This is a genomic window from Variovorax sp. BGA-UO-ETr-C22 (assembly GCF_059567965.1).
The window spans coordinates 487,392-513,513 of record NZ_JCAQPA010000009.1; the positions used below are offsets into that span (position 1 = coordinate 487,392).

General features: G+C 68.9%; 19 protein-coding genes. 12 read left to right on the forward strand and 7 right to left on the reverse strand.

The window, feature by feature from the left end; all coding sequences use genetic code 11:
- The first annotated feature begins 215 nt into the window (after window positions 1-215).
- From AC57B8_RS11830 to hprK, 4 genes are all read left to right on the forward strand, one after another.
- The gene (locus AC57B8_RS11830; protein WP_496479696.1) at window positions 216-2,333 is read left to right on the forward strand and encodes an ATP-dependent helicase; all 2,118 of its coding nucleotides are present in this window, start codon (window positions 216-218) and stop codon (window positions 2,331-2,333) included.
- 320 nt (window positions 2,334-2,653) lie between these two features.
- Complete coding sequence (hpf, locus tag AC57B8_RS11835; RefSeq protein WP_013538898.1) at window positions 2,654-2,983, forward strand: ribosome hibernation-promoting factor, HPF/YfiA family; 330 nt, start codon at window positions 2,654-2,656, stop codon at window positions 2,981-2,983.
- 192 nt (window positions 2,984-3,175) lie between these two features.
- On the forward strand, window positions 3,176-3,643 hold the full coding sequence (locus tag AC57B8_RS11840; protein WP_042581318.1) for a PTS sugar transporter subunit IIA: 468 nt from the start codon (window positions 3,176-3,178) through the stop codon (window positions 3,641-3,643).
- Between the two features lie 101 nt (window positions 3,644-3,744).
- Window positions 3,745-4,704 carry an HPr(Ser) kinase/phosphatase gene (gene hprK, locus AC57B8_RS11845; protein WP_062481041.1) on the forward strand — a complete coding sequence of 320 codons (960 nt, stop codon included), beginning with the start codon at window positions 3,745-3,747 and terminating at the stop codon, window positions 4,702-4,704.
- 64 nt (window positions 4,705-4,768) lie between these two features.
- On the opposite strand, the gene fur is transcribed toward hprK, so the two are convergent.
- On the reverse strand, window positions 4,769-5,188 hold the full coding sequence (gene fur, locus AC57B8_RS11850; RefSeq protein WP_062481042.1) for a ferric iron uptake transcriptional regulator: 420 nt from the start codon (window positions 5,186-5,188) through the stop codon (window positions 4,769-4,771).
- An 85-nt stretch (window positions 5,189-5,273) separates the two neighbouring features.
- On the opposite strand from fur, the gene AC57B8_RS11855 reads away from it, so the two are divergent.
- The 4 genes from AC57B8_RS11855 to AC57B8_RS11870 all read left to right on the forward strand — a co-directional run bounded on the left by AC57B8_RS11855 (window position 5,274) and on the right by AC57B8_RS11870 (window position 8,016).
- Window positions 5,274-5,834, forward strand: a complete 561-nt coding sequence (locus AC57B8_RS11855; protein WP_062481043.1) for an outer membrane protein assembly factor BamE — start codon at window positions 5,274-5,276, stop codon at window positions 5,832-5,834.
- Between the two features lie 172 nt (window positions 5,835-6,006).
- Window positions 6,007-6,807, forward strand: coding sequence for a 4-hydroxy-tetrahydrodipicolinate reductase (gene dapB / locus AC57B8_RS11860; protein WP_492734538.1), 801 nt, complete (start codon window positions 6,007-6,009; stop codon window positions 6,805-6,807).
- A 27-nt stretch (window positions 6,808-6,834) separates the two neighbouring features.
- Window positions 6,835-7,530 (forward strand): MotA/TolQ/ExbB proton channel family protein, encoded by a 696-nt coding sequence (locus tag AC57B8_RS11865; RefSeq protein WP_095743304.1) that lies wholly within the window; start codon window positions 6,835-6,837, stop codon window positions 7,528-7,530.
- 15 nt (window positions 7,531-7,545) lie between these two features.
- The gene (locus AC57B8_RS11870; protein WP_095743305.1) at window positions 7,546-8,016 is read left to right on the forward strand and encodes an ExbD/TolR family protein; all 471 of its coding nucleotides are present in this window, start codon (window positions 7,546-7,548) and stop codon (window positions 8,014-8,016) included.
- Window positions 8,017-8,040: 24 nt separating this feature from the next.
- Here the strand turns inward: AC57B8_RS11870 and AC57B8_RS11875 are convergent, their stop codons facing one another.
- The 6 genes from AC57B8_RS11875 to AC57B8_RS11900 form a co-directional block, all read right to left on the reverse strand.
- Window positions 8,041-10,524, reverse strand: a complete 2,484-nt coding sequence (locus tag AC57B8_RS11875) for a glycogen/starch/alpha-glucan phosphorylase (protein WP_496479697.1) — start codon at window positions 10,522-10,524, stop codon at window positions 8,041-8,043.
- 43 nt (window positions 10,525-10,567) lie between these two features.
- Entirely contained in the window at window positions 10,568-12,037 is a 1,470-nt protein-coding gene (glgA, locus tag AC57B8_RS11880) for a glycogen synthase GlgA (RefSeq protein WP_496479698.1), read from the reverse strand.
- Window positions 12,038-12,051: 14 nt separating this feature from the next.
- Window positions 12,052-13,389 carry a glucose-1-phosphate adenylyltransferase gene (glgC, locus tag AC57B8_RS11885; RefSeq protein ID WP_496479699.1) on the reverse strand — a complete coding sequence of 446 codons (1,338 nt, stop codon included), beginning with the start codon at window positions 13,387-13,389 and terminating at the stop codon, window positions 12,052-12,054.
- A 91-nt stretch (window positions 13,390-13,480) separates the two neighbouring features.
- Window positions 13,481-15,559 carry a glycogen debranching protein GlgX gene (gene glgX, locus AC57B8_RS11890; RefSeq protein WP_496479700.1) on the reverse strand — a complete coding sequence of 693 codons (2,079 nt, stop codon included), beginning with the start codon at window positions 15,557-15,559 and terminating at the stop codon, window positions 13,481-13,483.
- A 706-nt stretch (window positions 15,560-16,265) separates the two neighbouring features.
- On the reverse strand, window positions 16,266-18,446 hold the full coding sequence (glgB, locus tag AC57B8_RS11895) for a 1,4-alpha-glucan branching protein GlgB (RefSeq protein ID WP_496479701.1): 2,181 nt from the start codon (window positions 18,444-18,446) through the stop codon (window positions 16,266-16,268).
- A 5-nt stretch (window positions 18,447-18,451) separates the two neighbouring features.
- A complete protein-coding gene (locus AC57B8_RS11900; RefSeq protein WP_496479702.1) occupies window positions 18,452-20,110 on the reverse strand; it encodes an alpha-amylase family glycosyl hydrolase in 1,659 nt (552 codons plus the stop codon).
- A 130-nt stretch (window positions 20,111-20,240) separates the two neighbouring features.
- Here AC57B8_RS11900 and AC57B8_RS11905 point away from each other — a divergent pair, with 130 nt between their 5' ends.
- The 4 genes from AC57B8_RS11905 (at window position 20,241) to holA (ending at window position 26,091) form a co-directional block, all read left to right on the forward strand.
- Window positions 20,241-21,725 carry an FAD-dependent oxidoreductase gene (locus AC57B8_RS11905; protein ID WP_496479703.1) on the forward strand — a complete coding sequence of 495 codons (1,485 nt, stop codon included), beginning with the start codon at window positions 20,241-20,243 and terminating at the stop codon, window positions 21,723-21,725.
- Between the two features lie 87 nt (window positions 21,726-21,812).
- Window positions 21,813-24,443: a leucine--tRNA ligase gene (leuS, locus tag AC57B8_RS11910; RefSeq protein WP_496479704.1), complete on the forward strand. Its 2,631-nt coding sequence runs from the start codon at window positions 21,813-21,815 to the stop codon at window positions 24,441-24,443.
- A gap of 35 nt (window positions 24,444-24,478) precedes the next feature.
- On the forward strand, window positions 24,479-25,000 hold the full coding sequence (locus AC57B8_RS11915) for an LPS-assembly lipoprotein LptE (RefSeq protein WP_062477729.1): 522 nt from the start codon (window positions 24,479-24,481) through the stop codon (window positions 24,998-25,000).
- A gap of 20 nt (window positions 25,001-25,020) precedes the next feature.
- Window positions 25,021-26,091, forward strand: a complete 1,071-nt coding sequence (gene holA, locus AC57B8_RS11920) for a DNA polymerase III subunit delta (RefSeq protein ID WP_062477727.1) — start codon at window positions 25,021-25,023, stop codon at window positions 26,089-26,091.
- The last annotated feature ends 31 nt before the right edge of the window (window positions 26,092-26,122 follow it).

Genomic DNA, 26,122 nt, shown 5'->3' on the forward strand with positions numbered 1-26,122 from the left:
CCGGGGGTGACTGAACGATGGGCGAGGGCGGGGCGCTTTCAATTCCCGCGGACCCGGCGTCAGTACATCACGCGCAGCGTCGCCAGGGAGTTGAAAGCTGCCGAGACGGGGCGGTTTCCAAGGGGAGTCTCCGGTTGCAGCGAGGCGCGATTATGTCACCGGCCACAGGGCGACAAGGCACTCGAACTGGACGGACATACAGTAAAGTCGTGCCCATGCAGACCCCTGCGTCCCCCGTTCTTTCCACCCCCCCGAAGACGCAAGCCGAGCGCCTGGCCGCGGCGCTCGCCGCGCTCAACGACGACCAGCGCGCGGCGGTCGAGCACGGCGTGGGCGCAGCGGTCGGCGCCGACCACCGGCCGCTGCTCGTGATCGCCGGTGCCGGCTCGGGCAAGACCAGCACGCTGGCGCACCGCGTGGCGCACCTGATCGCGGACGGGGTCGATCCGCAGCGCCTGCTGCTGCTCACCTTCTCGCGCCGCGCCGCGCAGGAAATGGAGCGCCGCGCGGGCCAGGTGCTGGCGCGCGTGCTGGGCCTGAAGTCGGAGCGCCCGCCGGCGCTGCCCTGGGCCGGCACCTTCCACGGCATCGGCGCGCGGCTGCTGCGCGAGTACGCCGCGCAGATCGGGCTGGACGAGAACTTCACCATCCACGACCGCGGCGACGCCGAAGACCTCATGGGGCTGGTGCGGCATGAGCTGGGCCTGTCGTCCACGGTCAACCGCTTCCCGCGCAAGGGCACCTGCCTGTCGATCTACTCGCGCTGCGTGAACACGCGCGCGCCGCTGGCCGTTGTGCTGAAAGACAGCTTTCCCTGGTGCGCCGAGTGGGAGGCCCAGCTCAAGACGCTGTTCGGCGCCTACGTCGAGGCCAAGCAGCAGCAGAACGTGCTCGACTACGACGACCTCTTGCTCTACTGGGCCGAGATGGTCGCCGAGCCCGCGCTGGCCGCGCACGTCGGCGCGCGCTTCGACCACGTGCTGGTCGACGAGTACCAGGACACCAACCTGCTGCAGGCCGAGATCCTGCGCGCGATGAAGCCCGACGGGCGCGGCGTGACGGTGGTGGGCGACGACGCGCAGTCGATCTACTCGTTCCGCGGCGCCACGGTGCGCAACATCCTCGACTTTCCGTCGCAGTTCTCGCAAGAGGCGCGCATCGTCACGCTGGAGCGCAACTACCGCTCGACGCAGCCGATCCTCGACGTGTCGAACCGCGTCATCGCGCAGGCCGCCGAGCGGCACGCCAAGACGCTGTGGACCGACAAGCCCTCGGCCGGCAAGCCGGTGCTGGTGCTCGTGCCCGACGAGGCCGGGCAGGCACGCTGGGTGGCCGACAAGATCCTGGCGCACCGCGAGGGCGGGCTGGCGCTGAAGTCGCAGGCGGTGCTGTTTCGCACTTCGTCGCACAGCGCGGCGCTGGAGCTGGAGCTGGCGCGGCGCAACATCCCGTTCGTGAAGTTCGGCGGGCTCAAGTTCCTCGAGGCCTCGCACGTGAAGGACCTGCTCGCCGTGCTGCGTTTCGCGCAGAATCCGCGCGGGCGCATGGCGGGCTTCCGGGTCACGCAGCTCATTCCCGGCGTGGGGCCGGCCACCGGCACGCGCCTGCTCGACGCGATGGACCAGGCGGGCGACCCGGCCGCGGCGGTGCGCGACTTCGTGCCGCCGTCGGCCGCGCGTGAACAGTGGGCCGACTTCGCCCAGGCCTACGCCGCCTTGCGCGCGCCGTCGCTGCAGTGGCCGGCCGACGTGGAGGTGGCCATGCAGTGGTACCAGCCGCACCTGGAGCGGCTGTACGAAGACACCTCGGGCGTGCGACGCGCCGACGTCGAGCAGCTGGCGCGGCTGGCGGCCGGCTATGGCTCGCGCGAGCGCTTTCTCACCGAGCTCACGCTCGACCCGCCCGAAGCCACCAGCGACCGGCCCGGCCCGCCCTCACTCGACGAGGACTACCTGATCCTGTCGACCATCCATTCGGCCAAGGGGCAGGAGTGGAACTCGGTGCACGTCATCAACGTGGTCGACGGCTGCATGCCGGCCGACGTGGCGCAGGGCGCGCATGAGCTGGAAGAAGAACGGCGCCTGCTCTACGTGGCGATGACGCGGGCCCGCGACCACCTGCACCTGGTGATGCCGCAGCGCTTCCACATCACGCAGCAGGCGGCGCGCGGCGACCGGCACCTGTACGCCAACCGCACCCGCTTCATCACGGAGTCCGACCTGGCGGGCTTCGAGCTGCAGACCTGGCCGCCGCCGCCGGTGCTGCCGCCCGCTGTGCCGCCGCCGGCGGCGGTGATCGACCTGCGCAACCGCATGCGCGCCGCCTGGCGCTGAACGGGCCGGCCCTTCGGGCGGGAGGGGCACTGCGCGCTGCACATGGAAACACTTGCTTCCAATGTGCCGCAACGGCATGCCACTGCACGGGGGCAGCTATGGAATCAATAGCGGATTAGGGCATGCAATACACCGGCTCGTCACTCGGGCAAGCCCCGGTATTGCAATACCGTGACAGCTTGGGCATAGTGAATCCGACCGCCCCCTTTCTTCATCTCCCTTCCTCTTCCCCCTCTCTCCCAACCTCACCTGTTTCGCCGGCCACGCTTCATCCCGGAGCGCGGTCATTTCCCCAACCGTCAATTCTCAGGAGGTCATTCATGAATTTGACGATCAGCGGTCATCACCTCGACGTCACACCTGCCTTGCGCACCTACGTCACGAGCAAGCTGGACCGGATCACGCGACATTTCGACCAGGTGGTCGATGTCAAGGTGATCCTCACGGTGGAAAAGCAGAAGGAAAAGGAACGCCGCCAAAGGGCGGAGTGCAACATTCACGTCAAGGGCAATGACATGTTCGCGGAATCGAGCCACGCTGATCTGTACGCCGCGGTTGATGAGCTGGTCGACAAGCTCGACCGCCAGGTGGTCCGCCACAAGGATCGCCTGCAGGACCACCATCACGTGGCGCCCAAGCGCGTGATGTAAACGCCGGGCCCCGCGCCCCGCATCTCAGGCCGCCTTCGGGCGGCCTTTTGTTTGTCCGACCACATTGGTGGGGCTTTGCAAGGGCCTCCAGAGGAAGCGACGCCTCACGGCAACACATGTAGACGAAAGTAATTAGGGGGACTGGGGGTTTTTACCGAGGAGGTGCATAATCGCCCCCGCTCTGACCCCACCATGAATCGCCTCGCGTCCATCCTGCCGCCCGCTCAAGTGCTCGTGAGCGTTGACGCCACCAGCAAGAAACGTGCTTTCGAAGAAGCCGGCCTGCTGTTCGAGAGCCTTCACGGTCTGGGCCGTGCCCTCATCACCGACAGCCTGTTCGCGCGCGAGCGCCTCGGCTCCACCGGCCTGGGCCACGGAGTCGCCATTCCACATGGCCGCATCAAGGGCCTCAAGGCGCCGATGGCTGCGGTGTTCCAGCTGGCGAACCCCATCGGCTTCGACGCTCCCGACGAGCAGCCCGTGGCGCTGCTGATCTTCCTGCTGGTGCCCGAAGCGGCCACGCAGAAGCACCTCGAAATCCTGTCCGAAATTGCCGAGTTGCTGAGCGACGCCGGCCTGCGCGAGCAGATCAAGTCCAGCACCGACGCCGCTGCGCTGCACGGCCTCATTGCCGGCTGGCAGTCGACCCAGGTCGCCTGAGCGCCCGTGCCGGGCCTGCCGCTGCTGATAAGCTGCGGCGACGCTTTTCTCTCCCTCCATCCTGACCAGAATGCCGGCGCCCCGCGCCGGCCGCCGCACGCATGAAGCCGACCGTCATCAGCGCCGATGCCATGTTCGAGGAGTTCCGCGGGTCGCTCCGCTGGGAATGGCTCGCGGGCCTGGGCGCCTCGGAGCGCCAGTTCGACCCCGACGTCATCAGCCGCGCACAGTCGGCCGCCGACCTGGTCGGCTACCTGAACTACATCCACCCGTACCGCGTGCAGATCCTCGGCGCGCGCGAGGTGGCCTACCTCACGCGCGGCAGCAAGGAAGACTGCGTGCGCCGCATCGGGCGCATCGTCACGCTGGAGCCGCCGATGCTGGTGCTGGCCGACGGTCAGGCCGCGCCCGACGAGCTGCTGTCGATCTGCGAGCGCGCCCAGCTGCCGCTGTTTGCCACGCGCGAGTCGTCGGCCTTCGTGATCGACCTGCTGCGCGCCTACCTGTCCAAGCACTTTGCCGAGCGCACCTCGATGCACGGCGTGTTCATGGACATCCTGGGCATGGGCGTGATGATCACGGGCGAGTCGGGCCTGGGCAAAAGCGAGCTCGGCCTGGAGCTGATCTCGCGCGGCAACGGCCTGGTGGCCGACGACGCGGTCGACCTGTACCGCATCAACCAGAACACCATCGAAGGGCGCTGCCCCGACCTGCTGCTGAACCTGTTGGAGGTGCGCGGCATCGGCCTCCTGGACATCCGCGCGATCTTCGGCGAGACGGCCGTGCGCCGGAAGATGCGCCTGAAGCTCATCGTGCACCTCGTGCGGCGCGACAGCTTCGAGCGCGACTACGAGCGCATGCCCTCGGCGCCGCTCACGCAGGACGTGCTGGGCATCCCGGTGCGCAAGGTCATCATCCAGGTGGTGGCGGGGCGCAACATCGCCGTGCTGGTGGAGGCGGCGGTGCGCAACTCGATCCTGCAGCTGCGCGGCATCGACACCTATGCCGACTTCGTGGCGCGCCACCACAAGGCGATGGAAAGCGGGCGCGACCCGGACTGAGACAGGCAAGAAAAAAGCCCTTCGAAACGAAGGGCTGCTTTCTGCTTTCGCGGGGTGGCTGGCGTCAGCGCTTCTTGACGCAGTCGCCGCACAGGCCGTACAGCGACATGGCGTGGTCCTGCAGGACCCAGCCCTTGTCCTTGGCGATCATCTGCTGGCGCCGTTCGATCTCGGCGTCGTAGAACTCCTCGACCTTGCCGCACGAGGTGCAGACCAGGTGGTCGTGGTGCGTGCCTTCGTTCAGTTCGTAGACTGCCTTGCCGCTTTCGAAGTGGCTGCGTTCCAGGATGCCGGCCTGCTCGAACTGCGTGAGCACGCGGTACACCGTGGCCAGGCCGATGTCGGAGTGTTCGTTGAGCAGCACGCGGAAGACGTCTTCCGCGGTCATGTGCCGCTGGCTGCCGGTCTGGAAGATCTCGAGGATCTTCAGCCGCGGCAAGGTGGCCTTGAGGCCGGTGTTCTTGAGTTCGTCGATGTTGGCCATGATGGTTCCTGCGCCCTGGGCTGAGGCCGGGCCTTCAGGCTCGGCCGCTACAATGTTCGATCATATCGCTACCCCCTCTTCTCCCATGCCTGCCATCCTCCAACGCCGGCCCTGGTTGCTGGTCGCTGCCATTGCGGCGACGCTCGCCCTTGGTGCCTGCAGCGGTTTCAGCGAACGCACGCGTGGCGCGCTGTCTGCCGTCACCCCCTACAAAGTCGAAGTGGTGCAGGGCAATTTCGTGTCGAAGGAACAGGTCGCGGCACTCAAGCCCGGCATGTCGCGCCAACAGGTGCGCGAGATCCTCGGCACCTCGCTGCTGAACGACGTCTTCCACGCCAACCGCTGGGACTACGTCTTCACGATCCGCCGCCAGGGCGTCGATCCGCAGGAGCGCCGCCTGACCGTGTTCTTCAACGGCGAACTCATGGACCGCTTCGAGGGCGACGAAATGCCCAGCGAAGAAGAATTCGTCGCCACGCTCGACACCCGCCGCAAGAGCGGCAAGGTGCCGCAGCTCGAGGCCACCGAAGAAGAGCTCAAGAAATTCGCGCCCAAGGCCGACAAGAAAGCCGACACCACCGGCACCCCGGCAGCCCCCATGCCCGCGCTGCCGGCCGCCTACCCCCCGCTCGAAGCCGCGCGCTGAGCGCGCGCGGCAGGGCTCCGGCGGCGGCCACCCCTCCTGCGGGCGGTGCCCGCCGGACCGGTGGGGTGGCTTTTGTCGGTGTCCATGGCTCCCGTAGGGACTTTTCAACGACCGAATCCCCGTGACTGAACCGACCACCCCCCCCACTTCCGATTCTTCTTTCGCTCCCGCGCTGCGCCGGGTGGCGATCGCCGGCGCCTCGGGCCGCATGGGCCACATGCTCATCGAAGCCGTGCGCAACGCGCCCGACTGCCGCCTGGCCGGCGCGCTCGACATCGCCGGCAGCGCCGCCCTCGGCGCCGATGCCGCGGCCTTCCTGGGCTTCACCAGCGGCGTGCCCATCGTGGCCGACCTGCGCACCGGCCTGCAGGACGCGCAGGTGCTGATCGACTTCACCCGCCCCGAAGGCACGATGGCGCACTTGGCCGTGTGTCGCGAGCTGGGCGTGCAGGCCGTGATCGGCACCACCGGCTTCAGCGATGCGCAGAAGGCCGAGATCGCCGAGATCGCCAAAGACATCGCCATCATGATGGCGCCCAACATGAGCGTGGGCGTCAACGTCACGCTCAAGCTGCTCGACATGGCCGCCCGTGCGATGGCCACCGGCTACGACATCGAGATCGTCGAGGCCCATCACCGCTTCAAGGTCGACGCGCCCTCGGGCACCGCGCTCAAGATGGGCGAGGTGATCGCCGACGCGCTGGGCCGCGACCTCAAGGACTGCGCCGTGTACGGCCGCGAAGGCATCACGGGCGAGCGCGACCCGTCGACCATCGGCTTCGCCACCATCCGCGGCGGCGACATCGTGGGCGACCACACCGTGCTGTTCGCGGGCATCGGCGAGCGCATCGAAATCTCCCACAAGTCGTCCAGCCGCGTGACCTACGCGCAGGGCGCGCTGCGTGCGGTGCGCTTCCTGAGCGGCCAGCGCAGCGGCCTGTTCGACATGTTCGACGTACTCGGCCTGCGTTAAGCCAGGCGCACAAAACCAAGGACGCGGATGAGCGTGCTCGAACTGCTGACCCACGGTGACGGCGTCAGCCGTTCGGTGGCCGCGCTGCTGCTCGCGATGTCGATCGCCAGCTGGGTCGTGATCCTCTGGAAAGCCTGGCTGCTGCGCGGCGGCACGCGCGACGTGCTGCGCAGCATCGCCGCCTTCTGGCAGTCGGCCACCCTGGTCGAGGCCGAGCAGAAGCTGCAAGCCTTCGACCGCGCCGAACTCGTGCGTCCCGCCGTGGCCGCGTTGCGCCAGGCCGCCACCGAAGCGCCCGGCGGCACGCTGGGCGCCACGGTCGACCGCAACCAGCGCCTCACGCGCGTGCTGCGTGGCGCGCTGCACGGCGCGCTGCGGCGCCTGCAAGCCGGGCAGATCCTGCTGGCCACCGTGGGCGCCACCGCGCCCTTCGTCGGCCTGCTCGGCACCGTCTGGGGCATCTATGGCGCGCTCGCGGGCATCGCGGGCCAGACCGGCGGCTTCACCATCGACAAGGTGGCCGGGCCGGTCGGCGAGGCGCTCGTCATGACGGCCTTCGGCCTCGCGGTCGCCATTCCGGCCGTGCTGGCCTACAACGTCTTCGGCCGTGTCGTGGGCCGCGTCGAGGCCGAGCTCGAAGGCTTCGCGCACGATCTGCTCGGCAGCTTCGGCGAAGCGCCGGCACCCGCTGCACCGCCGCCCGCGCGACCAATGCCCGTCTAAGGAACGACGCACACCATGGCCTTCGGACGCACCTCACTGGGCAGCAGCGCCGCAGGCGGCGGGCGGGCCATGGGCGCGGGCGGGCAGCGGCCGCTGTCCGACATCAACGTCACGCCGCTGGTCGACGTGATGCTGGTGCTGCTGGTGATCTTCATCATCACCGCACCGCTGATGGCCAGCTCGATCAAGCTCGACCTGCCGCAGACCGACGCGGGCCAGCCCAACGACACGCCGAAGTTCGTGAGCCTGTCGGTCGATGCCTCGGGCAAGGTCTTCCTGAACGACAAGCCGGTGACCGACGACGAGCTGACCGCCCAGCTCGAAAAAGCCGCCGCCGACAGCAAGGACACCGAGGTGCAATTGCGCGCCGACCAGACCGTGCCCTACGGCAAGGTGGTGGCGCTCATGGGCATCGCGAACAAGGCCGGGCTGAGCCGCATCGGGTTCGTGACCGAGGCCGAGGCGGCGCCCGCCAAGCCGCGCTGACCTTGCGGGCCCGGCCCGCTCGCCTCAGCTGAGCACCACGGGCTTCGTGTGCCAGATCTCGTGGGCGTATTCGGCGATCGTCCGGTCCGACGAGAACGCCCCCATCCCCGCCACGTTGAGGATCGCCATGCGCGTCCACGCCTCCGCGTCGCGGTACAGCGCATCGACCTCGGCCTGCTTCGCGACATAGCTCGCGTAGTCGGCCAGCAGCAGGTAGTGGTCGCCCCAGTTCACGAGCGCGTCGTAGATGCCCTGGTAGCGCGCCGGCTCGCCCGGCGAGAACGCGCCGTCGCGAATGGCATCGAGCACGCGTTTCAGTTCGGCGTTCTCCTCGTAGATCTCGCGCGGCTGGTAGCCGCGGGCGCGGATGTCGGCCACCTCGGGCGTAGTGTGGCCGAAGATGAAGATGTTCTCGGGGCCGACGTTCTCGCGCATCTCGACATTGGCGCCGTCGAGCGTGCCGATGGTGAGCGCGCCGTTGAGTGCGAACTTCATGTTGCCGGTGCCCGAGGCTTCCGTGCCCGCGGTGGAAATCTGCTCCGACAGGTCGGCCGCCGGCATGATGATCTCGGCCAGGCTCACGCTGTAGTTCGGCAGGAACACCACCTTCAGCAGCTTGCCGACACGCGCGTCGGCGTTCACGGTGGCCGCCACGTCGTTGATGAGCCGGATCACCTGCTTGGCCATCGCATAGGCCGAGGCCGCCTTGCCCGCGAACACGACCACGCGCGGCACGATGTCGGCCGGCGTGCCGCTGGCCTGCGCATCGAGGATGCGGTGATAGCGCGCGATCACGTGCAGCACGTTGAGCAGCTGCCGCTTGTACTCGTGGATGCGCTTGACCTGCACGTCGAACATCGCGTCGGTGTCCAGGTCGAGCTTCAGGTGCTCGCCGACCCAGTTGGCCAGCCGCAGCTTGTTCTCGCGCTTGGCATGGCGAAAGGCGCGCACGAAGGCGGGCTGCGCGACCATCGGGCGCAGCGCTTCGAGCTGCGACAGGTCGCGCCGCCAGCCCTTGCCGATGCGCTGGTCGAGCAGTGCGGCCAGCGGCGGGTTGGCCTGCGCGAGCCAGCGGCGCGGCGTGACGCCGTTGGTCTTGTTGTTGAAGCGCTCGGGAAAGATCTTCGCGAAGTCGGCAAAGATCGACTGCTTCATCAGCTCCGAGTGCAGCCCCGACACGCCGTTCACCGAATGGCTGGCGAGCACCGCCACGTAGGCCATGCGCACGCGGCGTTCGCCGGTCTCGTCGATCAGCGAGAGGCGGCGCACCAGCTCGACGTCCTGGCCGTGCGTCTGCGTCACGGCGGCCAGGAACTTCGCGTTGATGTCGTACAGGATCTGCAGGTGGCGCGGCAGGATGCGCCCCAGCATCTCGACCGGCCAGGTTTCCAGGGCCTCGTGCATCAGCGTGTGGTTGGTGTAGCTGAATACCTTCTGCGTGTGGCCCCAGGCCACGTCCCACGCCAGGCCGTGCTCGTCGAGCAGCAGGCGCATGAGCTCGGGCACGGCCAGCACCGGGTGCGTGTCGTTCAGGTGGATGCTGACCTTGTCGGACAGCTGGTCGAAGCTCGTGTGGTTGCGCAGGTAGCGGCGCAGCAGGTCTTGCACGCTGGCGCTGCAGAAGAAGTACTCCTGGTGCAGCCGCAGCTCGCGGCCCGAGGGCGTGGAGTCGTCGGGGTAGAGCACGCGCGAGACGTTCTCGGAGTGGTTCTTGCTCTCCACCGCCGCCATGTAGTTGCCGCGGTTGAAGGCCGACAGGTCGATCTCCTCGGTGGCGCGCGCCGACCACAGGCGCAAGGTGTTGGTGGCCTGCGTGCCGTAGCCGGGAATGATGGTGTCGTAGGCCACGGCGAGCACGTCGTGCGTGTCGACCCAGTCGGCTGCGCCGTAGGGCGCGTTCTTGCCTTCGCGCTTTTGCACGTGGCCGCCGAAGCGCACGCGGTAGTTCACCTCGGGCCGCTGGAACTCCCACGGGTTGCCGCGCGTGAGCCAGTAGTCGGGCGTTTCGACCTGCTGGCCGTCGACGATGCGCTGGCGGAACATGCCGTACTCGTAGCGGATGCCGTAGCCCATGCCGGGCACGCCGAGCGTGGCCATCGAATCGAGGAAGCAGGCCGCGAGTCGCCCCAGGCCGCCGTTGCCGAGCGCCGCATCGGGCTCGCGCTCGGCCAGTGCCGCCATGTCGACGCCGAAGTCGGCCAGCGCCTCGCGCACGGTGCCGTACAGGTCAACGGCGAGCAGCGCGTTGGTGAAGGTGCGCCCGATGAGGAACTCCATCGAGAGGTAATACACGCGCTTGAGGTCCTGCGCGTAGTTGGCGCGCGTGGTCGTCATCCAGCGCTCGACGAGCTGGTCGCGCACGGCCAGCGCGGTGGCGTGCAGCCAGTCGTCGGGGCTGGCGGCCACGGGGTCCTTGCCGACGGCGTAGATCAGCTTGTTGGCCACCGCGCGCTTGAAGGCGGCAACGTCGCGGTCGGGGTGGTCGTAGGCGAAGTCCTTGATCGTCATGGAGGCGTTCCCGGAGTGGGTGGTGGGGTGTGGGGCGGGGGCTTCAGGCCAACGCCCGTTGGTACACATCGATGTACTGCGCCGCCGCCGTGCCCCAGTCGGCCGGGCGCCGCATGGCGTTGCCGCGCACGCGGCGCCAGTCGGCGGCGCGCTCGTACAGCGCGAAGGCGCGGCGCAGGGCGCGGTCGTAGTCGGCGTCCTCGAAGCGGTCGAACACGAAGCCGGTGGCGGCGCCGCTGGCCATGTCTTCCAGCGTGCAGTCGACGACGGTGTCGGCCAGCCCGCCGACGCGGCGCACCAGCGGCAGGCTGCCGTACTTCAGTCCGTACATCTGCGTGAGGCCGCAGGGCTCGAACAGCGAAGGCACGATCGTCACGTCGCCCGCGCCGAAGAGCTGGTGCGCCAGCGTCTCGTCGTAGCCGATGGTGACGCTCACCGAGGCGGGCGCCGCCGCCGCGCGCTGGCGGAAGGCCTCTTCGAGCCAGCCTTCGCCGCTGCCCAGCAGCGCGAGCTGGCCGCCCTGCGCGAGCAGCGTGTCGAGGCCGCCGAGCACGAGGTGCAGGCCCTTCTGTTCGGTGAGCCGGCTCACCACGATGAACAGCGGCGCATCGGGGCGCTCGGCCAGTCCCAGCTGGCGCTGCAGCACCGACTTGCAACGCGCCTTGCCGGCCATGTGGCGGCCCTCGGGCGCCTGGTAGCCCTGCACCAGCGCGGCGTCGGTGGACGGGTTCCAGACCTGGTCGTCCACCGCGTTGAGGATGCCGCTGAGCACGTTGCTGCGCTGGCGCAGCAGGCCGTCGAGGCCGCAGCCCTGCTCGGGCGTCTGGATCTCGAGGGCGTAGGTGGGGCTCACGGTGGTGAGCTGGTCGGCGAAGTAGAGGCCGCCCTTCATGAAGGAGATCTGGCCGTGGTACTCCAGCCCGTTCATGTGGAAGGCCGACGCCGGCAGGCCGAGCTCGGCGAAGTGCCAGGGCGCGAACACGCCCTGGTAGGCCAGGTTGTGCACCGTGAACACGCTGCCCGTGCGCGGGCCGCCCGCGCGCCGCGCGAAGGCCAGGTAGGCGGGCGCGAGCGCCGCGTGCCAGTCGTGCGCGTGCACGATGTCGGGCCGCCAGCCGGGGTCGAGCCCCTGCGCGAGCTGCGCCGCCGCCCAGCCCAGCAGCGCGAAGCGCCGGTGGTTGTCGCCGTAGGGCTGGCGCGTGGTGTCTTCGTACGGATTGCCGGGCCGGTCGTACAGCGCGGGCGCGTCGATCACGTAGGTGGGAATCGGCGGCGCGCCGGCGATGGCGACGTGCCCGGCGCGCAGGCCGAAGCGCTCGCCCCAGGGCGCGGTGAACTCGGCCACGGGCGCCAGGTCGCGCACGCCGGCCACGATGGCGGGAAAGCCCGGCAGCAGCGCGCGCGCGTCCTGCCCCGCGGCCATGAGCGCCAGGGGCAGGGCGCCGGCGATGTCCGCCAGGCCGCCGGTCTTCAGGAGGGGAAACAGCTCGGCGCTGACCTGGAGGATGCGCATGGTGGTGCGGTCGATCAGGCGGCGGTCGCGGGCGCGGGGTCCGGTGCGAGCCGCTTGAGCATTTCGCGCGTGACCAGCACCACGCCGGTTTCCGTGCGCTCGAAGCGGGCGGCGTCGGCCTCGGCGTCTTCGCCGATCACCGTGTCGTCGGGGATCACGCAGGCGCGGTCGATCACCACGCGGTTGAGCCGGCAGCCGCGGCCCACTTCGACGTCGGGCAGCAGCACGGCCTCGTTGATCTCGCAGAAGGAGTGGATGCGCACGCCCGAGAACAGCACCGAGCTGCTCACCTTCGAGCCGGAGACGATGCAGCCGCCCGAGACGATGGTGTTGACCGTCATGCCGTGGCGGCCCTCGCGGTCGAGCACGAACTTGGCCGGCGGCAGCTGCCGCTGGTAGGTCCAGATGGGCCAGTCCGTGTCATAGATGTCGAGCTCCGGGGTGATCGAGGCCAGGTCGAGGTTGGCAGCCCAGAATGCATCAATCGTGCCCACGTCGCGCCAGTAGGCCTTGGCGTCGGGCCCGCGCGAGGCGCGCGTGACGCACGACATGCTGAACGGATGCGCCAGCGCGCGGCCCTCGGCCACGGCGCGCGGGATGATGTCCTTGCCGAAGTCGTGGCTCGAGTCGGGGTTGGCGTTGTCTTCCTCGAGCAGCCGGTACAGGTAGGCCGAGTCGAAGATGTAGATGCCCATGCTGGCCAGCGCCAGGTCGGGGTGGCCGGGCATGGCGGGCGGGTCGGCGGGCTTCTCGAGGAAGCTGGTGATCTGGCGGCCGTCGTCCACCGCCATCACGCCGAAGGCCGTGGCCTCGTGGCGCGGCACCTCGATGCAGCCGACCGTGCAGCCCAGGCCGCGCTCGGCGTGGTCCTTGAGCATGATGGAGTAGTCCATCTTGTAGATGTGGTCGCCGGCCAGCACCACCACGTAGTCGTGCGGCGTGGAGCGGGTCTGGATGATGTCCAGGTTCTGGTACACCGCGTCGGCCGTGCCGCGGTACCAGTGCTCGTCGCCCATGCGCTGCTGCGCGGGCAGCACGTCGACCATCTCGTTGAGCTCGGCGCGCAGAAAGCTCCAGCCGCGCTGCAGGTGGCGCATGAGCGAGTGCGACTTGTACTGCGTGACCACCGCCATGCGTCGGATGCCGGAGTTCAGGCAGTTGGACAGCGCGAAATCGATGATGCGGAACTTGCCGCCGAAGTACACGGCCGGCTTGGCGCGCCGGTCGGTGAGCTGCTTGAGGCGGGAGCCCCGGCCGCCGGCCAGCACCAGCGCGATGGTGCGGCGGACCAGTTGATGGGCCTGCAGGGGGGGCTGCGGGGCCTGGGTTCCCTGGGTGTTGAGCTTGTCCATCTGTGTCTCCGTTCGTTCGTTCGCTTGTTGAATTCGTCGTCGTCGTCAGAGTGTCCGCACCGAGTCTGGCACTGTGCCGTGGGCTTGGCTCCTACGTTCTTGCAAGCCAGAGGCTCGAAACCGGCACCTCCACCGCGCGGCCCAGCGGGCGGGGCGCGCAGCGCAAGGCGTCGGGGTCTTCGGCATCGGTGGCCAGGCAGCAGCGCCAGTCGCCCTCCGGCAACGTGAAGGCGACGGGGCTCGGGCCCGCATTCACCAGCACCAGCCAGGCGTCCTCGGCACTCTCGAAAAGGATCGCAAGGGCCGTGCCTGCGTGCCAGTCGGCCGGCGTCATCGGCAGGCCATCGGGGCGCAGCCAGCGCAGGCCCGGCGGTGCGCCGTCGGCCGTCGGTTCGGCCGGCCACCAGCGCGCGCTGCGCAGCGCCGGCGCCTCGCGCCGCAGCGCGGTGAGCCGCGCGACGAAGGCTGTCAGGCGCGCGCGTTCGCTGGCCGGGTCGGAGAGGCCGATCCAGCCGAGCAAGGTGGTCTCGTTGTCCTGGCAGTAGGCGTTGTTGTTGCCGCCCTGGCTGTGGCCGAGCTCGTCGCCGGCCAGCAGCATCGGCGTGCCCTGCGACAACAGGAGCGCTGCGAGCAGCGTGCGTTGCAGGCGAGCCCGCAGTGCGCGCACGGCCGGGTCGTCGCTCGGGCCTTCGACGCCGCAGTTGGTGCTCAGGTTGTGCGCATGGCCGTCGCGGTTGTCTTCGCCGTTGGCGAGGTTGTGGCGTTGCTCGTAGCTCACGAGGTCACGCAGCGTGAAGCCGTCGTGCGCGGTGATGAAGTTGACGCTCGCGGTCGGTGCGCGGCCATCGTGCGCGAAGCTCGCGCTGGAGGCCGTGAAGCGGTGCGCGAAGTCGCCCAGGCCGGCGGCGCCCTCGCGCCCCTGGCGCAGCCAGAAGCCGCGTTGCGTGTCGCGGAAGCGGTCGTTCCATTCGAGCCAGCCGGGCGGGAACTCGCCGAGCCGGTAGCCGCCGGGGCCGATGTCCCAGGGCTCGGCGATGCGCAGCGTGCGCGACAGCACCGGGTCTTGCGCCATCGCCGCGAAGAAGGGCGCGCGCGCATCGAAGCCGCGTTGTGCGTCGCGGCCCAGCACCGGGGCGAGGTCGAAGCGGAAGCCGTCGACGCCCATCTCGCAGGCCCAGAAGCGCAGGCTGTCCATCACGAGCTGCAGCACGCGCGGCTCGCCGAGGTTGAGGCAGTTGCCCGTGCCGGCCCAGTTCTCGTACAGGGCGCGGTCGTCCGGGCGCAGGTGGTAGTACAGGGCGTTGTCGATGCCGCGCAGCGAGAGCGTGGGGCCGAGTTCGTCGCTTTCGGCGCTGTGGTTGTAGACCACGTCGATCACCAGCTCCATGCCGCGCGCGTGCACCGCATCGGCCATGGCGCGGAACTCGCTGGCAGGCGTGGTGCCGGGGCGGCCGCTCCAGAAACGCGCCTCGGGGGCGAACCAGCCGATGGTGTTGTAGCCCCAGTGGTTGGTCAGGCCCTTGGCGAGCAGGCGCTGTTCGTCGGCGCGGTGCTGCACGGGCATGAGGCTGAGGGTGGTGATGCCCAGGCGTTGCAGGTGGTCGAGGAGGGCGGGTTCTGCGAGGCCTGCGTAGGTGCCTCTGAGCGGTTCGGGAACGCCTGGGTGCTGGTGGGTGAGGCTGCGGATGTGCAGCTCGTACAGGACGCGGTCTGTGGGGGGGATGTGGGCCTGGCCTGTTGTTTGGGGTGTGTTGCTGGGTGCTGTGACGCGGGCTTTGAGGGCGATGGGGGCGTTGTCTCTGTGGTCGCGTTGGGTCGGGGCTGTGGGGGCGTGGCCCAGGAAGAGATCGCTGCCGTTGTAGTGGCCGAGGATTTCTCGGGCGTAAGGGTCGAGGAGGAGCTTGGCGGGGTTGAAGCGCTTGCCCTCTTGGGGGGACCAGGGGCCGTGGACTCGGTAGCCGTAGATCAGGCCTGTTCTTGCGTTGGGAAGCAGGCCGTGCCAAATGCCGTCTGTGCACTCTGGGAGCGGTAGGCGCTGTTGTTCGCTCTTGCCTGTGCTGTCGAAGAGGCAGAGTTCTACTTTGCTGGCTGATGGCGCTGTGAGGGCGAAGTTGACGCCTTGCCCAGTGAGCGTTGCGCCTAGGGGGTAGGGGTGGCCTGGGCTCAGCATGCTTTGAACCCCTGGCGGCTTTTGCTTCCCGAGGCCGGGACTCGCCCCGGCGGGCGACTTACTTTCTTTGCTTCGCCAAAGAAAGTAAGCAAAGAAAGGCGACCCCACTGTCTGCGACCCTTCGCTTCGCTACGGGCAACCTGCGGTGCTCGCGTTTCGCGGGGTCTCGCAGAACTCGCTTCGCTCAAACAGCTGCGAGCCCTGATCCGCGAAACACTGCGCTCCTCGGCGCAGCCCGAGGGGCTTTGATATCGGGCGGGCCGTCGCTTCGCTCGGCCCGGCAGTTGCCAACAGCCGAATCCCGTGTTCATGCTCGTGTTGGTGCTCGTAAGCACATCTGCACCCGCGCGTGCGCTTGCGCTCATGTTCCAACCAACGTCGCGACCAATCCCCGCCGCAGCAGGCGCAAAGCGCCTGCTGCGGCCCACTGGCCGAGCGAAGCGATGGCCCGTTGGTATCCAAATCCCTTCTGTATGCGCCGAGGAGCGCAGCGTTTCGCGGATCAGGGCTCGCCCTTGTTTGAGCGAAGCGAGTTTGGGCGAGACCCCGCGAAACGTGAGCACCGCAGGTTGCCCGTAGCGAAGCGGAGGGACGCAGACAGCAGGGTCGCCTTTCTTTTGCCTACGTTTCTTTGGCGAAGCAAAGAAAAGTAGGTCGGCCGCCGGGCCGAGACCCGGCCCCGGAACAAAAACCAGCCCAGAGCGTTTCAAGCCAACACCCACATCAAAGTAGCGAGCGGCGGCAAGCTGACAACAACCGAATCCGCCTTCCCATGCCACCCCATCGGAGAACTCTCGACAACCCCGTTCCCAACCCCACTCCCCCCATACACAACCCCATCCGTATTGATGACCTCCCGGTAAGAACCAGCCACAGGCACCCCCAACCGATACCCAAGCCGAGGCACAGGCGTGAAGTTGCAAACCACCACAACAACCCCCCCATCCCGAGCCCGCCGAACAAACGCAAACACCGACTGCGCCACATCGTCATGCACCAGCCACTCGAACCCAGCCCCCTCGTGGTCCAGCTCATGCAAAGCAGGAAAGTGCCGATACACATTGTTCAGATCGCGCACCAACCGCCGCACCCCTTGATGCCCCGCATGCTCGAGCAAATGCCAGTCCAACCCGCGATCCGCATTCCACTCCGCGTACTGCGCAAACTCCCCTCCCATGAACAGCAGCTTCTTCCCCGGATAAGCCCAGAGGTACCCATACAGATTGCGCAACCCCGCGAACTTCTGCCACTCGTCTCCAGGCATACGCCCGATCATCGACCCCTTGCCGTGCACCACTTCGTCATGCGACAGCGGCAACACGAAGTTCTCGCTGTGCGCGTACATCAGCCCGAAGGTGATCTGCTGGTGATGGTGCTTGCGGTAGACCGGATCGGTCCCCGCATACGCCAGCGTGTCGTTCATCCACCCCATGTTCCACTTGTAGTGAAACCCCAGCCCGCCGTCTTCCGGCGGCTGCGTCACACCGGGAAAGCTCGTCGACTCTTCCGCGATGGTCACAGCCCCCGGACGCTCCACGCCCACCACGCGGTTCATGCGGCGCAGGAAATCGATGGCCTCCAGGTTCTCGCGCCCGCCCTGCGCATTCGGCACCCACTCGCCGGCCTTGCGGCTGTAGTCGCGGTACAGCATCGACGCCACCGCATCCACGCGCAGGCCGTCCACGCCGTAGCGCTCCAGCCAGTACAGCGCATTGCCGACGAGGTAGTTGCGCACCTCCGTGCGCGCGTAGTTGAAGATCAGCGTCTGCCAGTCGTTGTGGAAACCCTCGCGCGGATCGGCGTACTCGTACAGCGCGGTGCCGTCGAAGTTGCCCAGGCCGTGCGCGTCGGTCGGAAAGTGCGCGGGCACCCAGTCGAGGATCACGCCCAGCCCCGCGGCATGCGCGGCTTCGACGAAATGGCGGAAGTCGCCGGGCGTGCCGAAGCGCGAGGTCGGCGCATACAGGCCGATGGGCTGGTAGCCCCACGAGCCGTCGAAGGGGTGCTCGGTGATGGGCAGCAACTCTATGTGCGTGAAGCCCATGTCGCGCACATAGGGCACGAGCGTGTCGGCCAGCTCGCGGTAGTCCAGCCATTCCTGGCCATGGTGCTTGCGGCGCCACGAGCCCAGGTGCACTTCGTAGATGCTGATCGGCGCCTGGTGCGCGTTGGCCTCGGCGCGCCCGGCGGGCATCGGCACGGGCGCGGGCAGCGGCGCCACGACGCAGGCGGTGCCGGGGCGCAACTGCGACGAGAACGCGAAGGGGTCGGCCTTGCGCAGCACCTCGCCGCGCGCTGAAAGGATCTCGAACTCGTAGCTGTCGCCGGTCGCCACGTGCGGCGCGAAGATCTCCCACACGCCGCACTCGCGGCGCAGCCGCATCATGTGGCGCCGGCCGTCCCAGTTGTTGAAGTCGCCGACCACCGACACGCGCCGCGCATTCGGCGCCCAGACGGCAAAGGCCACGCCCTTCACGCCGTCGATCTCGCGCAGGTGCGCGCCCAGGCGCTCCCAGGGCCGCAGGTGCGTGCCCTCGGCCAGCAGCCACACGTCGGTCTCGCCGAGCACGAACGGAAAGCGGTAGGGGTCTTCGAGCCGCGAGGCGTGCCCGGTCTCCCAGTCGACCTGGAACGAGTAGCCCATGCGCGCCTCGGCCGCGGGCACGAGGCCGCTGAACAGGTCGGAGCCTTCGTGCCGCGCAAGGATCGACAGCGGCCAGCCGGTGCGCGAATGCACCACGGCCACCTGCCGCGCGCCGGGCATCAGCGCGCGCACCTCGAGGCCGTCGGCGGTCTCGTGGGGGCCGAGCACGGCGAACGGATCGCCATGCTCGGCGCGCATCAGCGCCTGGATGTCGGCAGCTTGGAGAAAAGGAGAAGGTGGCATGGGGTTCAGCGTCCTCCTGCTTCGGCAGGCGTGCCGAAGCACACGCCATAAGGCGCCAATGTCAGCAGGGGCTTTGGAGCGGCGGTGACGGTCGCGGTCGGCGCGAGCGGGTGGCCGGCCAGCGGCACCAGCGGCTCGGGCAGCGGAATCGACACCGGTTCGCTCCCCGTATTGAAGATCGCATGCAGCACCGCGTCCCCCTCGCTTCGCACGATGTGCAGCAGCGGCGCGGGCGCATCGACGAACGCCAGCGCGCCCGTGCGCAGCAGCGGCTGCGTGCGCCGCCAGTGCAGCAGCGCGCGGCTGAAGGCGAGCATCGAGCCGGGGTCGGCCTCCTGCTGCTCGACGGCCAGCGGCAGGTGGGCGCCGTCCACCGGCAGCCAGGGCGTGCCGGTGCTGAAGCCGGCATTCGGCGCGTCGGCGGTCCAGGGCATCGGTGTGCGGCAGCCGTCGCGGCCCTTGAACTCGGGCCAGAAGGCACGGCCGTAGGGGTCTTGCAGCAATTCGAAGGGCACCTCGGCCTCGGGCAGGCCGAGCTCTTCGCCCTGGTAGAGGCTGGCGCTGCCGCGCAGCGCCAGCAGCAGCGCCAGCCAGAGCCGGTCGCGGCGCGTGTCGGGTGCCTGGCCGTCGTTCCAGCGCGTGGCGACGCGCGGCACGTCGTGGTTCGACACCGCCCAGCAGCCCCAGCCGCCCGTCACGGCCAGTGCGGTGTCGAGCGACTCGACCTGGTGGCGCAGGTGCTTCGGGCTGTGGTCGGCCGTGAGCAGGCTGAAGCTGTAGGCCAGGTGCAGGCGCTTGCCGCGTTCGGTGTACTGCGCCATGACCGGGGGCGCGTTCTCGTCGCCGACCTCGCCCAGCGCGACCGCGCCGTAGCCGTCGAGCAGCTGGCGCAGGCGCTCGAGGAACACGAGGTTCTCGGGCTGGCTCTTGTCGTACAGGTGGACCTGCATCGCATACGGGTTGTCGGCGCGCACGGTGCTGACCTCGCCCATCGACTCGACCGTGGCCGGCGGGTTGTCGCGCAGCAGCGCGTCGTGGAACTGGTGGTTGCAGGCGTCGAAGCGGAAGCCGTCCACGCCGCGTTCGCACCAGAAGCGCACCTCGCCGAGCAGCGCGTCCTGGACTTCGGCGCAATGGAAGTTGAGGTCGGGCTGCTCGGCCAGGAAGCTGTGCAGGTAGTACTGCCGCCGGCGCGAGTCCCACTGCCAGGCCGAACCGCCGAAGACCGAGAGCCAGTTGGTGGGCGGCGTGCCGTCGGGTTGGGGGTCGGCCCACACGTACCAGTCGGCCTTGGGGTTGTCGCGCGAGCTGCGGCTTTCGGCGAACCAGGCGTGCTGGTCGGAGGTGTGCGAGAGCACCTGGTCGATGATGAGCTTCAGGCCCAGCGCGTGCATGCGTGCGCGCATGGCGTCGAAGTCGGCCAGCGTGCCGAACAGCGGATCGACGGCGCGGTAGTCGGCCACGTCGTAGCCGAAGTCCTTCATGGGGGAGCGGAAGAAGGGCGAGACCCAGACCGCGTCGACGCCCAGGCGGGCGACGTGGTCGAGCTTCGACGTGATGCCGGGCAGGTCGCCGACGCCGTCGCCGTTGCTGTCCATGAAGCTGCGCGGATAGATCTGGTAGATCACCGCGCCCCGCCACCATTCGCCGTTGCTGCCGCTCATGCCTGCCCCTGTGGTCGAAATTCATTGTGGCATGCGAAATCCGGGCCAGCGGTACGCTGTTGCAGGCGGGCGCCGCGCGGAAGTGGGTAAATTCAGCAGGGCGGGGCGCTGCCGCCCCGACCCCCGACCGATGACCACCGACGACACCGCTTTCTCCCCTTCCGCTCCTTCCGCCGCACCCATCGGCCTCGCCGCGCTCGAACGCCGGCTCGCCCAGGACCTCGACTACCTCGGCTGGCCCGCCCGCGCCTGGGTGCCGCCGCGCCAGGTCGACGGCGAACCCGTGCTCGACGTGGCCATCATCGGTGGCGGCCAGGCCGGGCTGGCCGCGGCGGGCGCGCTGGCGCAGCAGGGCATCCGCGCCGTGGTCTTCGATCGCGCGCCGGCCGGGCGCGAAGGCCCCTGGGCCACCACGGCGCGCATGGAAACCCTGCGCTCGCCCAAGGAACTCACGGGCCCGGCGCTGGGGCTGCCCTCGCTGACCTTCCGCGCCTGGTTCGAGGCCCAGTTCGGCACCGAGGCCTGGGCCGCGATGGACAAGATCCCGCGCCTGCAGTGGATGGACTACCTGGTCTGGTACCGACGCGTGATGGGCGTGGACGTGCGCAACGACACCGCTGTTACTGGCTTGCAACCGCTGCCCGACGCCAGCGCCGTGCGCCTGGACCTGCGCACGCCCGAGGGCGAACGCCGTGTGCTGGCGCGCCGCGTCGTGCTGGCCACCGGCCGCGACGGCCTGGGCGGCCCGGCCGTGCCGGCGTTCGTGGACGGCCTGCCGCGCGTCAAGTGGGCGCATTCCTCCGACGAGATGGACTACGGGCGCCTGAAGGGCCTGCGCGTGGGCGTGGTCGGCGCGGGCTCCTCGGCCATGGACAGCGCCGCCACCGCGCTCGAGGCCGGCGCACACAGCGTCGAGCTGCTGATCCGACGGCCCGACCTGCCGCGCGTCAACAAGGGCAAGGGCGCCGGCGTGCCGGGGCTCACGCAGGGGCACTACGACCTGCCCGACGAACTGAAATGGCGCATCCGCCACTACATCAACGTGCTGAACGTGCCGCCGCCGCACGGCAGCACGCTGCGGGTGTCGCGGCACGCCAACGCCTTTTTCAACTTCGGCTGCCCCATCCTGGCCGTGGCGCCGCAGGGCGAAGCGCTGCGTGTCACCACGCCCAAGGGCGACTTCGAGTTCGACTTTTTGATTGTGTCGACCGGTTTCCAGGTCGACTGGGCCGCCCGCCCCGAATTCGCGGGCATCGCCGCGCACATTCGTACCTGGAAAGACCGTTTCACGCCCGCGCCCGGCGACGAAGACCGCGAACTGGCCGATTCGCCCGACCTCGGGCCGGCCTTCGAATTCCAGGAAAACGCGCCCGGCGCCTGCCCGGGCCTCGCGCGCATCCACTGCTTCTGCTATCCGGCGGCGCTGTCGCACGGCACGGTGTCGGGCGACATCCCGGCCATCAGCGACGGCGCGCGGCGCCTGGCGGCAGGGCTGGCCAGCCTGTTCTACCGGGAAGATGCGGCCCACCACTGGGCGAATCTGCAGGCCTACAGCGAGCCGGAACTGTTCGGCGACGAGTGGACGCCTGCCCCGCCGCCGCAGGAAAGGGCCTGATTCCGGCATGGGGCCCGGGGGACGATCACGCACGGCGCGATAATCCGCCTTCCCGGCCGCCGTCGAGCCGGGCCCTGCCGAGATGTCATGAACCCCAGCTACAAACCCAGCGACGTCGAGTCCGCTGCCCAGGCGCAATGGCGCGCCGCCGATGTCTACCGTGTCACCGAGGACGCGAGCCGCAAGAAGTACTACGCCTGCTCGATGCTGCCGTACCCCAGCGGCAAGCTGCACATGGGCCACGTGCGCAACTACACGATCAACGACATGCTCACGCGCTACCTGCGCATGAGCGGCTACAACGTGCTGATGCCCATGGGCTGGGACGCCTTCGGCCTGCCGGCCGAGAACGCGGCGCTGAAGAACGGCGTGCCGCCGGCCAAGTGGACCTACGAGAACATCGCCTACATGAAGGGCCAGCTCCAGGCCATGGGCCTGGCCATCGACTGGAGCCGCGAGATCGCCACCTGCGATCCGAGCTACTACAAGTGGAACCAGTGGCTGTTCCTGAAGATGCTCGAAAAGGGCATCGCCTACCGCAAGACCCAGGTCGTGAACTGGGACCCGGTCGACCAGACCGTGCTGGCCAACGAACAGGTGATCGACGGCAAGGGCTGGCGCACCGGCGCCACGGTCGAGCGCCGCGAGATCCCCGGCTACTACCTGAAGATCAGCGACTACGCCGAAGAACTGCTCGAGCACACCCAGCACAAGCTGCCGGGCTGGCCCGAGCGCGTCAAGCTGATGCAGGAAAACTGGATCGGCAAGAGCGAAGGCCTGCGCTTCGCGTTCACGCATGACATCCGGGACGCGGGCGGCAAGCTCATCCAGGACGGCCGCATGTACGTGTTCACCACGCGTGCCGACACCATCATGGGTGTCACCTTCTGCGCCGTCGCGCCCGAGCACCCGCTGGCCGCGCACGCCGCCACGCTCGACCCCAAGGTCGCGGCCTTCATCGAAGAGTGCAAGGGCGGCGGCACGACCGAGGCCGAGCTCGCCACGCAAGAGAAGAAGGGCGTGCCCACGGGCCTGACCGTGAAGCACCCGATCACCGAGGAGCAGGTGCCGGTGTGGGTGGGCAACTACGTGCTCATCGGCTACGGCGACGGCGCCGTGATGGGCGTGCCCGCGCACGACGAGCGCGACTTCGCCTTCGCCAACAAGTACGGCATCGAGATCATCCAGGTCGTGCTGGTCGACGATGAGCCGCACTTCGACTATCACAAGTGGCAGGACTGGTACGGCGACAAGCAGCGCGGCGTGACCATCAACTCCGACAACTTCAGCGGCATGACCTACAAGGAGGCCGTGGCCGCCGTGGCGCATGCGCTGGGCCAGAAGGACCTGGGCGAGCTGCAGACCACCTGGCGCCTGCGCGACTGGGGCGTGAGCCGCCAGCGCTACTGGGGCACGCCGATCCCGATCATCCATTGCGAAGAACACGGCGCGGTGCCGGTCCCCGAAAAGGACCTGCCCGTGGTGCTGCCGACCGACTGCGTGCCCGACGGCTCGGGCAACCCGCTGGCCAAGCACGAAGGCTTCCACGCCGGCGTGGTGTGCCCGGTGTGCGGCAAGGCCGCGCGGCGCGAGACCGACACGATGGACACCTTCGTCGATTCGTCGTGGTACTTCATGCGCTACTGCGACCCGACCAACGACAAAGCCATGGTCGCCGAGGGCGCCGACTACTGGATGCCGATGGACCAGTACATCGGCGGCATCGAGCACGCGATTCTTCACCTGCTGTACGCGCGCTTCTGGACCAAGGTCATGCGCGACCTGGGCCTGGTGAAGGCCGACGAGCCCTTCGCCAAGCTGCTCACGCAGGGCATGGTGCTCAACCACATCTTCTACAAGCGCAACGAGAAGGGCGGCAAGGACTACTTCCCGCCGCTCGAAGTCACGGCGGTGCTCGACGCACAGGGCCGCATCACCGGCGGCACGCTGGCCGACGGCACGAAGGTCGAGTACGGCGGCGTGGGCAAGATGGGCAAGAGCGAACGCAACGGCGTCGACCCGCAGGACCTGATCGAGAAGTACGGCGCCGACACCGCGCGCCTGTACACCATGTTCACCGCGCCGCCCGAAGCCACGCTCGAGTGGAACGACGCGGCCGTCGAAGGCAGCTACCGTTTCCTGCGCCGCGTGTGGAACTACGGCGTGGCCCAGGCCGACGTGGCGCCCGTGGCGCTCGCCGGCCAGAGCTTCGGCAAGCCCGCCCAGGCGCTGCGCCGCGAGGTGCACACCGTGCTGCGCCAGATCGACTACGACTACCAGCGCATGCAATACAACACGGTGGTGTCGGGCGCGATGAAGCTGCTCAACGCGCTCGAGGGCTTCAAGTCCGACGGCAGCGCGGGCGATGCGGCCGCCGCGCGCGAGGGCTTCGGCATCCTGCTGCGCTGCCTGTACCCGGCCACGCCGCACATCGCGCACCAGCTGTGGCAGCAGCTCGGCTACGACAAGGCATCGGGCGACCTGCTCGACGCGCCCTGGCCCGTGGTCGACGTGGCCGCGCTGGCGCAGGACGAGGTCGAGCTCATGCTGCAGGTCAACGGCAAGCTGCGCGGCAAGCTGCTGGTGCCCGCCGGTGCCTCGAAGGACGAGATCGAGCGGCTGGCGCTCGCCTGCGACGACTTCGTCAACTTCGCCGAAGGCGCGCCGGCCAAGCGCGTGATCGTGGTGCCCGGGCGCCTGGTCAACGTGGTCATCTGAACCCGACACTGCAGAACGACGGAAACGACAGACGCATGAACATTCGCAATGCCTCGCAGCCGCGCCGCGGCTTTCTCCTGGGCCTCGGCGTGGCAGGCGCTTCGCTGGCCCTGTCCGGCTGCGGCTTCGCGCTGCGCAAGGCGCCGAACTTCGCGTTCAAGACGCTGTCGCTCGAAGGCAATACGGCGCTCATCAACCAGCTGCGGCGCGAGCTGCGCGCGGCCGGCAACGTGACGCTGGTGCCCAAGGAAGAGGCCAGCACCGCCGACGCCGTGCTGGTCGTGCTGGGCGAGGACCGCGACCGCTTCGTGATCTCGACCAACTCCGCCGGCCTGCTGCGCGAGCTGCAGCTGCGCCTGCGCGTGCGCTTCAGCCTGCGCACGCCGGGCGGCAAGGAATTGCTGCCCGCGTCCGAGGTCTCGCAGACGCGCGACCTGAGCTTCAACGAAACCAACGCGCTGGCCAAGGAAGGCGAGGCCGACCTGCTGTTCCGCGACATGCAGGCCGACATCGCGCAGCAGCTGATGCGCCGGCTGGCGGCGGTGCAGTCCCTGTAAGCGTCGCTTCCGTTCTTTCAATGCAACTTGCCAGTGCCCAGCTCGGCGCCCACCTGCAAAAGGGCCTGAAGCCGCTTTACACGATCCACGGCGACGAGCCGCTGCTCGCGCAGGAGGCGGCCGACGCCATCCGCGCCGCCGCGCGCGCCCAGGGCCACACCGAGCGCAGCTCGTACACCGTGGCCGGCGCGCACTTCGACTGGAGCGCGGTGCTCGCGGCCGGGGGCTCGCTCTCGCTGTTCGCCGACAAGCAGATCGTCGAGATCCGCATTCCTTCGGGCAAGCCCGGCAAGGACGGCAGCGTCGCCCTGCAGCAGCTGGCCGAGGGCGCGCCCGGCAACGACAGCACGCTCACGCTGGTGATGCTGCCGCGCCTGGACAAGGCCACGCGCACCGGCGCGTGGTTCTCGGCGCTGGAGAACAACGGCGTGAGCATCCAGGTCGACCCGATCGAGCGCGCCGCGCTACCGCAATGGATCGCCCAGCGTCTGGGGCTGCAGAACCAGCGCGTGATGCCCGGCGACGAAGGCCAGCGCACGCTGCAGTTCTTTGCCGACCGTGTCGAAGGCAACCTGCTCGCCGCGCACCAGGAAATCCAGAAGCTCGCGCTGCTGCACCCGGCGGGCGAGCTGAGCTGGGAGCAGGTCGAGGGCGCCGTCAACAACGTGGCGCGCTACGACGTGTTCAAGCTCTCCGAGGCCGTGCTGGCCGGCAACCCGCAGCGCGTGGCGCGCATGCTCGACGGCCTGCAGGCCGAGGGCGAGGCCGAGGTGCTGGTGCACTACACGATCGCCGAGGACATCCGCGCCCTCAAGCGCGTGAAGGACGCCATGGCCGCCGGCCGTCCGCTGCCGATGGCGCTGCGCGAGAACCGCATCTGGGGCCCGCGCGAGCGCGCCTTCGAACGCGTGCTGCCGCGCCTGGACGACCGCATGCTGACCCGGCTGCTGCGCGCAGCCCACCTGGTCGACGGCATCTGCAAGGGCCTGAAGCAGCCCGACTGGCCCGCCAGCGGCTGGCAGGCGCTGCAGCGGCTGGCGCTGATGCTGTGCCGGGCCTGCAGCACGGCCGCGGCGCCGCGCCGGGCCTGACGCCCCCGCCGTCGATCGCCATCAAAAGGCC